Consider the following 12181-nt stretch of genomic DNA (forward strand, 5'->3'; position numbering starts at 1 on the left):
AGCGCTTGTTTGATTTAGCCGAGCTTGCAGAACAAGCCATTCTGGTTCATGTAAACTTTCCGCAAGAGCACAGCAATGAAGATTTGCAGGAGCTAACCATGCTGGTAGCTTCTGCAAACGTGACAGCAATGCATACTGTTACTGCTAATCGCCGCGCGCCGGATACCCGGCTGTTTGTCGGCTCTGGTAAAGTGCAGGAAATCAAAGATGTCGTAGAGCAGTTTACGGCAACAGTAGTTATTTTTAATCACATTTTAAGCCCCAGCCAGACCCGCAACCTTGAACACTTGCTGCAAGCGCGGGTTATTGACCGTACTACCCTTATTCTTGATATTTTTGCCCAGCGCGCCCGGACTTATGAAGGCAAGTTGCAGGTTGAGCTGGCTCAACTCCAGCATCTTGCCTCACGATTGGTTCGCGGCTGGGACAATGCGGAGCGGCAAAAAGGGGGGATTGGTTTAAGAGGACCGGGTGAAACCCGGCTTGAAACAGATCGGCGTTTATTGCGGGAACGGGTGAAAGCTCTATTGCAGCGTCTGGATAAAATTGGCCTGCAGCGGGAACAGGGCCGTAAGTCACGGCAACGAAGTGCGACTCCTGTTGTTTCAATTGTTGGTTATACTAACGCCGGTAAATCGACGCTATTTAATCGTTTAACCTCGGCCAGCGTATATGCGGCTGATCAGCTTTTTGCTACGCTTGACCCGACGTTACGCCAGGTAAAACTGGATAATTTCGGGCCGATTGTATTGGCAGATACCGTGGGCTTTATTCGTCATTTACCGCACAACCTGGTCGCGGCATTTAAATCGACGTTGCAGGAAACCCGTGATGCTGATTTACAACTGCATGTTATTGATGGCGCCGACCCGCGTAAAGACGAAAACATGGCCTCGGTACAACAAGTGTTAAAAGATATTGACGCTGACGAGGTGCTGCAACTTCAGGTTTTTAATAAAGTAGATCAGATGGGGCAGTCAGCCCGTATAGAATATGGTGATGACGGTCTGCCCCGGGCAGTTTACTTGTCAGCACTGACTGGCGAGGGTATGGCGTTACTGCAGCAAGCTATCGCTAACCTGTTATCAACTGAACATGTGCAGTTAAGATTGGCCCTGCCACCACATTGCGCAGCCCTTAGGGCAAAGTTTCATGAGTTACAGGTGATAAGCGCTGAAGATTTTGATGAGCAGGGCGTGTGTTTGCTGGATATCAGGCTTTCACTGGCACAATGGGCCCGGATGTTAAAGCAAAGCGATGGCGAGCTGGAAAACTATATCGTCATGGCGCCTGTTATTTGATACATTAACCGTTAATTTATAACTTGAGATGGAGTTAAACATGGCTTGGAATGAGCCGGGTAACAATGGTAAGAACAACGATCCCTGGAAACAGGGCGGTCGTGACCAGGGTCCACCCGATTTAGATGAAGTATTCCGCAATTTTGGTAAGAAATTTGGCGGTATTTTCGGTGGTGGCAATAAATCATCAGGTAATGGTGCTTCAGCTGCGTTTATCCTGATCCTGGTTATTGCTGCTGTCGTGTGGGGTATCAGTGGTTTCTACACCATTAAAGATGCCGAGCGCGGGGTAATACTGCGCTTTGGTCAGTATCACACCGAAGTCGGTGCCGGTATTCACTGGAAGCCCACTTTTATTGACACGGTAACGCCGGTAAACGTACAGGAAGTTAAATCATTGCGATCAGACGGCTTTATGCTGACACAGGATCAAAACCTGGTACGGGTCACTTTTGAAGTACAGTATCGTATTTACAATGCACGTGATTATCTGTTTTCCGTGGTGGATGCTGATCGCAGTTTAGGTGAGGCTACTGATGCCGCACTGCGTTTTGTTATCGGACACTCAATTATGGATGACGTATTAACCCGCGGTCGGGAAGTGGTTCGACAGAACACCCGCCAGGAGCTGGAAACTGTCATTGAACCTTACAATATGGGTCTTACTCTGGTTGATGTGAACTTCCGTGATGCGCGCCCGCCAGAAGAAGTGCGTGACGCTTTCGATGACGCCATTAAGGCGCAGGAAGATCAGGAACGTTTCGTGCAGGAAGCCCAGGCTTATGCCCGGGAAATTGAACCTCGGGCTCGTGGTCAGGTTAACCGGGTAATGCAGGAAGCCGAAGCATATAAACAACAAATTGTGTTAAAAGCCCAGGGTGAGGTTGCCCGCTTTGAACAGCTGTTACCCGAGTATCTGGCAGCACCAAAAGTGACCCGTGACCGCCTGTATCTGGAAACGATGGAGTCGGTATATAGCAACACGTCGAAAGTGGTTGTTGATGTTAAGAATGGCAATAATATCATGTATTTACCGTTGGATAAGCTCATGAATCAATCGGGAAGCAACAGCGGTAGCAGTAGTGCAAATCCGATGCCACTGCCAGCTCGAAGCACTGACAATACTACGCCGCGGCAACAGGATACGTTGCGCAGCAGTACCACGCGTAGCGGGAGGGGCTAAGTTATGAAGAATTTTATTATCGCTATTGTTGTAGTGGTCGCTATTATCGTCGTCTCCGCATTATTTGTGGTGCCGGAAGGACAACGCGCTATCGTGACCCAGTTTGGTAAAATCCAGCGCGATGATGCTGGTCAGGTAGTCGTTTATGAGCCTGGCCTGCATATTAAACTCCCGATGATTGAAATGGTACGCAAAATGGACTCCAGAATTCAAACCCTGGATGACCAGCCCGATCGGTTTGTAACTGCCGAGAAAAAAGATTTATTGGTCGACAGTTATGTAAAATGGCGGATTAAAGATTTTGGCGCTTATTTTCTGTCAACCGGTGGTATTACTTCGCAAGCTGAAGTGCTGTTAAAACAGTATATCAATAATGGTCTGCGTACTGAGTTTGGTGCCCGTACCATTCAGGAAATTGTTTCTGGTGAACGTACTCAGTTAATGGAGAGCGCGCTGGCACAAGCTGGTGTGGCGGCCAATGAGCTGGGCATTGAAGTGATTGATGTGCGGGTTAAACAAATTAATCTGCCGACAGAAGTCAGTAGTTCTATCTTTGCCCGTATGAGAGCAGAACGTGATGCGGTAGCACGGGAGCATCGCTCAAAAGGTATGGAAGAGTCGGATATTATTCGGGCTGACGTCGATGCCCGCGTTACCGTTATGCTGGCCGATGCTGAACGGAACTCGCGGACTGTCCGTGGTCAGGGGGATGCCGAGGCAGCAAAAATTTATGCAGATGTGTATAACCGCAATGCAGAATTTTACTCTTTCGTCCGCAGCCTGGAAGCCTATAAAAACAGCTTTAAAGACAAAGACGATATTATGGTGGTGCAGCCTGACAATGACTTCTTTAAATATATGAAGTCAGATAAAGTGCAGAACTAACCAGATAATCTACACCATAAAAAGGCCCGGAAGGGCCTTTTTTGTCAGAGCGAATTTTGCAGAAGCAAACTGTAGCGGAGACCCTATGTACCAGCAGTTTTATCAGCGTTTTTTACAGGCAAATCAAGACAAGCAGCATTTTGCCAGTCATTCGCATCATTACTGGCCAGATGTTACCCGGGAGGCAACCCTGGCTTACTGGGATGACAGCGCCCGGCTGGTAGATGATAAGTGGCAGCGTATTTTTGGCGAGATGATCCCGCAAACCCAGCAGCTTATTGCTGATGTGCTCAACTTGCCAGCGCCAGAGCAAATAGTGTTTGCAGCGAATACCCACGAACTGGTCATGCGGCTGTTTAGTTGTTTTGACATCGCCAAACCCTTAAAAGTACTCAGTACCGACAGTGAGTTTTACAGTTTTCAGCGCCAGGCAAAAAGACTGGCTGAGTTCGAAAATATAGAGCTGATTACCGTGCCAACGGAACCCTTTGCCACTTTCACTGAACGTTTTATCGCTGCAGCCGAGACGCAACAGCCGGACATGGTGTTCTGCAGCCAGGTGTTTTTTAATTCTGGTTATGCAATAACTGACTTAGTTGGTTTTATCGGTGCGGTGGCAGACGTGACCGACGCTATGTTAGTGATAGATGGCTATCATGGCTTTATGGCGCTACCCACTGATCTGGCTGCAGTGGCCGAGCGGGCGTTTTACCTTGCCGGCAGCTATAAGTATGCGCAGGGTGGCGAAGGCTGTTGTTTTATGGCCGTGCCGCCAGGGAGTAATCAGCGCCCATGGTATACAGGCTGGTTTGCTGAGTTTGGTACCCTGGCGGCCGAAAAATCAGCGTTAGTATTGTACAGTAATGACGGCAATCATTTTGCAGGCGCGACGATGGATTATACTGCTTTGTACCGCTTGCATGCTGTAATGCTGTTATTTAAGCAGCAAGGCATTACTGTTGGCAGAATTCATCAGTACGTTAAGCAGCTTCAGCAAGCGTTTATTGCAGAGTTGGCTCGTCAACATCACCCCCAGCTTAACCAGAAAAATCTCCTGTTGGATAATCCTGAGCGGCATGGCCATTTTTTCACCTACAAACTGACCAGTACCAGCCAGGTAGCTGAATTAGCAGCGTTTCTGAAGAACAACGGCATTATTACTGACTACCGGGGCGACCGCTTACGCTTTGGTTTTGGCTTATATCAGAACAGTGATGCATTTGATTTATCCTGCCTGCAGCATCCTTAAATGTGAGCATTCAGAATAAGCCGGATAAAAAACCGGCTTTTTTTCGGTAACACAGCTGTAAGTTGGTCCACGATTTGATAGAATCCTCGCCTAATTTTTTCCATGATGTAGGAACCATGGCCAAAAACGTCGTTGTGCTCGGCACTCAATGGGGTGACGAAGGAAAAGGTAAAATCGTTGACTTATTAACCGATAAAGCCAGCTATGTGGTGCGCTATCAGGGCGGTCATAATGCGGGTCATACATTGGTTATCGACGGTGAGAAAACCGTATTACATTTAATTCCATCTGGTATTTTGCGCGCTAATGTAAAATGTGTGATTGGTAATGGTGTAGTACTTTCTCCGGAAGCTTTTTTAAAGGAAATGACCATGCTGGAACAGCGTGGTGTGCCGGTAAAAGAGCGGTTGTTGCTTAGCGAAGCCTGTCCATTGATCCTGCCATTCCATGTGGCACTGGATGTGGCGCGGGAGAAAGCCCGTGGTGACAAAGCCATTGGCACGACTGGCCGTGGTATAGGCCCGGCTTATGAAGATAAGGTAGCACGCCGTGGTTTACGGGTCGGCGACTTATTTAATCCTGAATTATTTGCCGAAAAACTTAAAGTGGTAATGGAGTTGCATAACTTCACTCTTACTCAGTATTACAAAGTTGACGCAGTGGATTATCAAACCACCCTGGACAATGCGTTGGCGATGGCCGATTTGCTGAAGTCGATGGTGGTTGATGTTACCGATTTGCTGGATAGAGCCCGCAAAAATGGTGACAACATCATGTTTGAAGGCGCTCAGGGCACCTTGCTGGATATTGACCACGGTACCTATCCCTATGTTACGTCGTCTAACACTACAGCAGGTGGCGTTGCCACTGGTTGTGGCTTTGGTCCACGTTATCTGGATTATGTACTGGGTATAGTGAAAGCGTATACTACCCGCGTCGGTTCCGGCCCATTCCCCACGGAGCTGGATTGTGCGGTAGGTGAGCACCTGGGTGTAAAAGGCCACGAATTTGGTGCGACTACCGGTCGCAAGCGTCGTACCGGCTGGTTTGATGCTGTTGCTGTGCGTCGTGCTGTCCAACTAAACAGTATTTCTGGTTTTTGTTTAACCAAGCTGGATGTACTGGATGGACTGGAGAGCATCAGTATTTGTGTTGGTTATCAGCAGCCTGACGGCACCGTACTGGATACCCCACCCCTGGCAGCAGAAGGTTACGAGCTGGTAACCCCGGTTTATGAAACTATGCCAGGTTGGTCTGACAATACCTTTGGTATTCAGCAGCTGGGGCAATTACCTCAGGCCGCACGGGACTATATCAGCCGGTTGGAACAGCTTACCGGAGTGCCGATTGACATTGTCTCTACCGGACCAGATCGGGTGCAGACAATAGTGTTAACGCATCCGTTTGGTTAACTCGCTCGTATAAAAAAACGCTGCCATTTGGTGGCGTTTTTTTATACGCTGTAGCCATGAAGGTTGGAGGTGTCTGATGAATAAGCTTCTGGTGATTTTTCTAAGCGTGCTGTTGGTGGGTTGTGGCGGCTCTGATAGCTCTGATGACAGTGCTGCCAATGATGTTGCCGAGTGCAGTCGTAATGATATCAATAGTCAGTTGTACTGTAAGTTATATGCGGATTATCTGTGGTATGACGAACTGAAAACCGGTGTTGACCCGCTTGCATACAGTACGCCTGGCGCTTATTTAGATCAGGTGGTGGCCGACCGGGATCGCTACAGTTTTGTGATGACAGAACAGCAGTATCAGGACCGTTATATTAATGCTGTGTTCTTTGGTTACGGCTTTGCCACTCAACGTACTGACAATAATACCGCGTTGCAGGTGTTATATGTTTATGATGCAGGCTCAGCCGCGCAGCGTGGTTTGCGCCGGGCCGATAAAATAATTGAAATTGATGGGATTAGCGTCGCCGAATGGTTAGCCAGGCTGGACGCCGGTACCGCAACCAATGACGATATCTATGGCCCGAATGAAGAAGGGGTGGTGCGGCAATTTGTCTGGCGTAAGCCTGACAATAGCGAGCGTCAGGCCGACTTCGTAAAAGGCACTGTCAGCACCAATACGGTAATGCACCGCTCAGTAGCCCAGGTGGGCGATAAAACCGTCGGTTATCTGGTGTTCAATACCTTTATCGAATTATCAGAGACAGAGCTGGAGCAGGCCTTCAGCTATTTTTCCCAGCAAAATATTGACGAGTTGGTGTTGGATGTCCGCTACAACGGTGGTGGCTTAATCCGGGTGGCAAACCAGCTAAGCTCACATATTGCTTTTCCAAAGTTACAGGGCAATATTTTCGTTAAATATCGCTACAATGATAAAAACACCGGGAAAAACAGCACGGTTGGTTTTGCGCTGGGTGCTGGCCGCACTAACCTTAATTTGCCGCGGGTGTTTGTATTAACCACAGGTGGTAGTTGCTCATCCAGTGAACTGGTGATTAACGCGCTTAGCCCTTTTATCGACGTGGTGCAGATTGGTGAAACGACTTGTGGAAAGCCAGTTGGTCAGATACCGGATCGAGTAGGGGATTTCAGATTATTCGCCATTAATTTTCAAACGGTTAATGCGTTAGATTTTGGTGACTACTTTGATGGTTTAAACCCAAATTGTCCGGTAGCGGCATCGGTAACGGGGGACTGGGGGGTAAGCAATGACCCGCTGTATGCCGAAGCCCTGGCTTATATTAGTAGTGGCAGTTGCACCGGGGTGGCGGTAAGTGGTCAGAGTTTACAACAACAACGGCTACAGGAGCAGGTACAGCCACAATGGCTGCGCTATAACGAACAGTAATCACTGCTGGCGTGTTTTTTGCACGAAAAAACATTCGTCGGAATTAGTTAACGGTTATTTGACGCCATATGAAAACAGCAATGATATCGCCAGCAGCTCTGCTACTGGCTGGGTGGCTGGTAGCACCGGCAGCCAGTGCCCAGCAAGTGGATGCGGTACAACTCTACACTCAGGATGAACTGTTAGATTTAATTAAAACTAATAGCCATTTACAAAAAGTACGGGCGGACGACTGTCAGCTGGTGCAGGATATTGAAGCCCGCGCTGACATTATGCAGCTTCCTGCCTATCAGTTTCTGTTTGGGGATATGCTGGCCTATGCCGTTTGCGTACCACGTAATGTTGAACGTGGCTGGGATTTAATGCTGCAGGCCGCAGCGCAAGGCTTACCCGAAGCACTGGAGCAGGTGGGGCGTTACTACCATATTGGTCGCTTTGTGCAAGTGGATATTGATAGAGCACTGGTTTATCTGCATGAAGCTGCAGCAATGGGTAATTTAAATGCCAAACTGCGCTATGCCCAATTACTGGTGGATGGTCATGGCTCACCAGTTGATTATGAACAAAGCTATCGTTGGTTGCATCATGCTATTAGTGCTGATGCCAGCACTCATGCTAGAATACAACAACTGCTGCAACAGCTTGCCAAGAAGATGCCTGAACGGGTAGTGGCCGATGCCAGACGACCTGTCAAATGAAATTCATCCCATGTTTCTGCTTAGCTGTTACACTCACTATATGAAAACAGGAAATAAAAGTTTAATTAATGACGGTAAATGATCCGCATCTTGCGCGTGAGCAAGAAAAATACGACAACCCTATCCCCAGCCGGGAATTTATCCTGGAACACATCGAAAAGCGGCAACAACCTGCCTATTTTGAAGAACTGGTTACTGAACTGGCCCTTACCGATGACGATGCTATTTTCGCCCTGAAAAAACGCTTGCGGGCGATGGAGCGCGATGGCCAGCTTATTTTTACCAAGAGTAAGCGCTATGGTCTGGTAGACCATATGGATTTGGTAAAAGGCGTGGTGATGGGCCATCGGGAAGGTTTTGGTTTCTTAAAGCTGGAGCAGGGTGGCCCGGACTGGTACCTGCCTTACCATGAAATGCAGCGGGTACTGCCAGGTGATAAAGTACTGGCCACTGCAGCGGCGATGAAGAGTAAAGACAAAGTAGAAGCCCGGGTAGTGCGGGTGCTGGAACCCCGCACTGAGCCGGTAGTCGGCCGCTACTATAAAGATTCTGCAGTGTGTGTAGTAGTGCCGGATGACCCGCGGATCACTCAGGATATTATGATCCCGGAAGGCGAGCAGGGCGCAGCGCGCCATGGCCAGATAGTGCTGGTGGAAATTACCCAGCGGCCGTCAAAACGGGTAAGCGCGGTTGGTAAGGTGATTGAAGTACTGGGCGAACACATGGCGCCGGGCATGGAAATTGAAGTCGCTATCCGTAACCATCAGATCCCGCATGAATTTCCAGAGTCGGTATTACAGCAAGTTGCAAAATACGGTGAGCAGGTGCCTGAAGAGGCAAAACTGGGCCGGGTCGACCTCACTAAATTACCCTTGGTCACTATTGATGGCGAAGATGCCCGTGATTTCGACGATGCCGTGTATGCCGAAGCCAAAGAAAACGGCGGTTGGAAGCTGTGGGTCGCCATTGCTGATGTCAGTGCTTATGTAAAGCCTGACACGCCACTGGATCGAAGTGCGCTGGAACGTGGTAATTCGGTATACTTTCCCGACCATGTTGTGCCAATGTTGCCAGAGGCGTTGTCCAATGGTCTCTGTTCACTAAATCCGCATACCGACCGCTTATGTTTTGTTGCTGAAATGCATATTAGCGCCAGCGGCAAACTGGAAAGCTACCAGTTTTATGAAGCGGTAATGCACTCGGCTGCCCGCTTCACCTACAATAAAGTGCATGCCATTTTGCAGGGTGATCCGGAACTGCGTAAGCAATATCAGGCTAACCTGACCAACCTGGAAACGCTGTACAGCCTTTATAAAAAGCTGGCTAAGGTGCGCGGTCAACGCGGCGCTATTGAATTTGAAACGGTGGAAACCCGCTTTATCTTTAACAGTCATCGCAAGATAGAACAGATAGTGCCGGTACATCGTAATGAGGCTCATAAAATCATTGAAGAATGTATGATTATGGCCAACGTTGCCTCGGCCCGTTTTGTCGAAAAACATGAAGCACATGCCTTGTTCCGGGTGCATGAACGGCCTGATGGCGATCGTTTTGCTAATTTCCGGCGTTTTTTAGCCGAGTTAGGGATTGAAGCAAACCTGTCCAGCGAACCTACCCCGTTGGAGCTGACGCAAGTACTGGCTAATCTGGCTGACCGACCGGATCGGGAACTGATAGAAACCACCATGCTGCGCTCGATGAAGCAGGCCGTATATCAGGGCGATAATCAGGGCCACTTTGGCCTGGCACTGGAAGCTTACGCCCACTTTACCTCACCTATTCGTCGTTATCCGGATCTGGTGTTACACCGGGCTATTAAAGCGATTCTGGTTAAGCAAAACCAGAAAGTAAATGGTGAGCGGGCCTACAGCGAGAAAGAGATCACCCATTTTGGCGAGCAGTGTTCGATGACAGAACGCCGGGCTGATGATGCCACCCGTGAAGTGTCTGACTGGCTGAAATGCGAATACATGCAGGACCATCTGGGTGCTGAGTTTGACGGTGTAGTGGCAACGGTGACCAACTTTGGCTTGTTTGTCCGGTTAAGTGATTTGTATATCGAAGGCCTGGTGCATGTTACCTCGTTGCAAAATGATTACTATCGCTTTGATGCCGAACGTCAGGTACTGAACGGTGAGCACAGTGGCGTCAGTTACCGGATGGGCGATCAGGTTAAAGTAAAAGTGCTGGCGGTCAGTTTGGAATCGCGCAAAATTGATTTAGCTGTAGTGGGCGAGCCAAAGCATAATGTGTCGGGGCGGGCAGTAAAAGCCAGCCGCAACGCAGCTTTTGCTGAAAAAGAAGCAAAAGCGGCTGGTGCCGGCCGGCGCAGTGGCAAAGGTGGTGGCAAAGTCGCTGCTAAACCCGCAGCCAAGGCAGCTGATAAACCGAAAACGGCGAAAGGCGGCTCGAAAAAGCCGCGGCGTCGGGCGAAAAAATCCTGATTAACCAGGCTGACTAGACAAAAAATTTGAGAATAAGTTAACCATGAGCGCAGATTTTGTATTTGGTATCCATGCGGTAAATGCCTTATTAGAGCGGGCGCCGCAGGACATTTTAGAATTGTTTATTATGAAGGACCGCGAAGATAAGCGGATGCAACCGCTTATTCAGCAAGCGCGCCAAAATGGTATTTCCATCCAGTTTTGTAACCGCAGAACTCTGGATGACATGGTCAATGGCCAGCATCAGGGTATTGTTGCTAAGGCGCGCTTAGCCAGCAGTGGCAATGAAAGTGACCTGGCCACCTTACTTGAGCAAAAAGAAAAGCCGTTTTTATTAGTGCTGGACGGCGTAACCGACCCACACAACCTCGGCGCTATTTTACGCAGTGCCGATGCGGCCGGTGTGCATGCAGTTATTTCGCCAAAAGACCGCTCGGCTAAACTTACTTCAGTGGTGCGCAAAGTAGCCTGTGGTGCAGCGGAAGCAGTCCCTTTTATTACTGTGACTAATTTAGCCCGTACCCTGCGCGAATTGCAGGATGCCGGCGTTTGGGTGGTAGGTACGGCCGGTGAAACCGATACCACTATTTATCAGGCCGATTTTAAAGGCCCGTTAGCCTTAGTATTAGGTGCTGAGGGTGAAGGTTTACGCCGTTTAACCCGCGAAACCTGTGACAGCCTGGTGAAAATACCAATGTTTGGCTCTGTGTCCAGCCTGAATGTGTCAGTAGCCGCTGGTATTTGTCTATTCGAAGCCGTTCGTCAGCGCAGTTAAAAGTATATTCTGCTTGTTATTTACCCGCTAACTCCGTAAAATACGCGACCTTCGGCCATACACTAACGTTCCTTGCCTCTATGCGAGTCCGGCCGAGCTCACCCGAGGCTTACTAACCGTAAGGAGCTACAATGCGTCATTACGAAATCGTTTTTATGGTTCACCCTGATCAGAGTGAACAAGTGCCTGGCATGATTGAGCGTTACACTGGCTCTATCAAAGAAGCGGGCGGTACTATCCACCGTTTAGAAGACTGGGGCCGCCGTCAACTGGCTTACCCAATCCAAAAACTGCACAAAGCACACTATGTGTTGCTTAACGTGGAAGCACCACAAACAGTGATTGATGAGCTGGAAACTAACTTCCGTTACAACGATGCGGTTTTACGCAACCTGATTATGCGCACTAACGGTGCCGTAGTTGAGCCATCTCCAATGGCTAAGGTACGTGAAGAGCGTTCACGTGACGAGCGTCCTCGTGACCGTGCTCCTCGTGAAACAGAAGAGCAGGTTGAAAACGAAGAGTAAGTTTGATGGACAATATCATCGTGCTTAGTGGCGCCGTATGCCGGCACCCTGAACGCAGTGAGAGTCCGGCGGGTATCCCGCACACTGTTATCACCATAGAGCATCGCAGCAATCAGCAGGAAGCCGGCCTTAACCGTCAGGCTTATGTCAGGATGCAAGTAGTGCTAAGTGGCACAGTGTTACATCAGCAAGCTCAAACTTTGACGTTGGGTAGCATGGTAAAGGTTAGCGGGTTTTTAAACCGGCACCAGAACCGCAGTGGTCAGGCAAAACTGGTACTGCACGCCCAGCAGATTGAACAAATAAGTTAG

General features: G+C 49.0%; 11 protein-coding genes. All 11 read left to right on the forward strand.

Translation table 11 applies throughout. The features are described 5' to 3' along the window. The first annotated feature begins 5 nt into the window (after nt 1-5). The 11 genes from hflX (at nt 6) to priB (ending at nt 12181) form a co-directional block, all read left to right on the forward strand. Entirely contained in the window at nt 6-1301 is a 1296-nt protein-coding gene (gene hflX, locus CRO03_RS09810) for a ribosome rescue GTPase HflX (protein WP_097111451.1), read from the forward strand. Nucleotides 1302-1341: 40 nt separating this feature from the next. After that, nucleotides 1342-2484 carry an FtsH protease activity modulator HflK gene (gene hflK, locus CRO03_RS09815; RefSeq protein WP_097111452.1) on the forward strand — a complete coding sequence of 381 codons (1143 nt, stop codon included), beginning with the start codon at nt 1342-1344 and terminating at the stop codon, nt 2482-2484. Nucleotides 2485-2487: 3 nt separating this feature from the next. Next, a complete protein-coding gene (hflC, locus tag CRO03_RS09820; protein WP_097111453.1) occupies nt 2488-3369 on the forward strand; it encodes a protease modulator HflC in 882 nt (293 codons plus the stop codon). Nucleotides 3370-3454: 85 nt separating this feature from the next. Continuing rightward, nucleotides 3455-4618 (forward strand): aminotransferase class V-fold PLP-dependent enzyme, encoded by a 1164-nt coding sequence (locus CRO03_RS09825; RefSeq protein ID WP_097111454.1) that lies wholly within the window; start codon nt 3455-3457, stop codon nt 4616-4618. A 116-nt stretch (nt 4619-4734) separates the two neighbouring features. Continuing rightward, nucleotides 4735-6030 carry an adenylosuccinate synthase gene (locus CRO03_RS09830; protein ID WP_097111455.1) on the forward strand — a complete coding sequence of 432 codons (1296 nt, stop codon included), beginning with the start codon at nt 4735-4737 and terminating at the stop codon, nt 6028-6030. 76 nt (nt 6031-6106) lie between these two features. Beyond that, nucleotides 6107-7426, forward strand: a complete 1320-nt coding sequence (locus CRO03_RS09835; RefSeq protein ID WP_097111456.1) for a S41 family peptidase — start codon at nt 6107-6109, stop codon at nt 7424-7426. An 80-nt stretch (nt 7427-7506) separates the two neighbouring features. Continuing rightward, nucleotides 7507-8124 carry a tetratricopeptide repeat protein gene (locus CRO03_RS09840; RefSeq protein ID WP_245861581.1) on the forward strand — a complete coding sequence of 206 codons (618 nt, stop codon included), beginning with the start codon at nt 7507-7509 and terminating at the stop codon, nt 8122-8124. 68 nt (nt 8125-8192) lie between these two features. Then, nucleotides 8193-10568 (forward strand): ribonuclease R, encoded by a 2376-nt coding sequence (gene rnr / locus CRO03_RS09845; RefSeq protein ID WP_097111458.1) that lies wholly within the window; start codon nt 8193-8195, stop codon nt 10566-10568. A 43-nt stretch (nt 10569-10611) separates the two neighbouring features. Further along, complete coding sequence (gene rlmB, locus CRO03_RS09850; RefSeq protein ID WP_097111459.1) at nt 10612-11343, forward strand: 23S rRNA (guanosine(2251)-2'-O)-methyltransferase RlmB; 732 nt, start codon at nt 10612-10614, stop codon at nt 11341-11343. 131 nt (nt 11344-11474) lie between these two features. Further along, nucleotides 11475-11870 (forward strand): 30S ribosomal protein S6, encoded by a 396-nt coding sequence (rpsF, locus tag CRO03_RS09855; RefSeq protein WP_097111460.1) that lies wholly within the window; start codon nt 11475-11477, stop codon nt 11868-11870. A gap of 5 nt (nt 11871-11875) precedes the next feature. Continuing rightward, nucleotides 11876-12181 (forward strand): primosomal replication protein N, encoded by a 306-nt coding sequence (gene priB / locus CRO03_RS09860; protein WP_097111461.1) that lies wholly within the window; start codon nt 11876-11878, stop codon nt 12179-12181.

Origin of the sequence: Arsukibacterium tuosuense (genome assembly GCF_900215315.1) — a bacterium.
In the GTDB taxonomy this organism is placed as follows: domain Bacteria; phylum Pseudomonadota; class Gammaproteobacteria; order Enterobacterales; family Alteromonadaceae; genus Alishewanella; species Alishewanella tuosuense.

Excerpts from the sequence above, each read along its gene's own strand:
- rlmB (WP_097111459.1), top strand. The coding sequence starts at position 10,612 with ATGAGCGCAGATTTTGTATTTGGTATCCATGCGGTAAATGCCTTATTA.
- CRO03_RS09825 (WP_097111454.1), top strand. The coding sequence starts at position 3,455 with ATGTACCAGCAGTTTTATCAGCGTTTTTTACAGGCAAATCAAGACAAG.
- hflK (WP_097111452.1), top strand. The coding sequence starts at position 1,342 with ATGGCTTGGAATGAGCCGGGTAACAATGGTAAGAACAACGATCCCTGG.
- CRO03_RS09835 (WP_097111456.1), top strand. The coding sequence starts at position 6,107 with ATGAATAAGCTTCTGGTGATTTTTCTAAGCGTGCTGTTGGTGGGTTGT.
- priB (WP_097111461.1), top strand. The coding sequence starts at position 11,876 with ATGGACAATATCATCGTGCTTAGTGGCGCCGTATGCCGGCACCCTGAA.
- CRO03_RS09830 (WP_097111455.1), top strand. The coding sequence starts at position 4,735 with ATGGCCAAAAACGTCGTTGTGCTCGGCACTCAATGGGGTGACGAAGGA.
- rnr (WP_097111458.1), top strand. The coding sequence starts at position 8,193 with ATGACGGTAAATGATCCGCATCTTGCGCGTGAGCAAGAAAAATACGAC.
- CRO03_RS09840 (WP_245861581.1), top strand. The coding sequence starts at position 7,507 with ATGATATCGCCAGCAGCTCTGCTACTGGCTGGGTGGCTGGTAGCACCG.
- hflC (WP_097111453.1), top strand. The coding sequence starts at position 2,488 with ATGAAGAATTTTATTATCGCTATTGTTGTAGTGGTCGCTATTATCGTC.
- rpsF (WP_097111460.1), top strand. The coding sequence starts at position 11,475 with ATGCGTCATTACGAAATCGTTTTTATGGTTCACCCTGATCAGAGTGAA.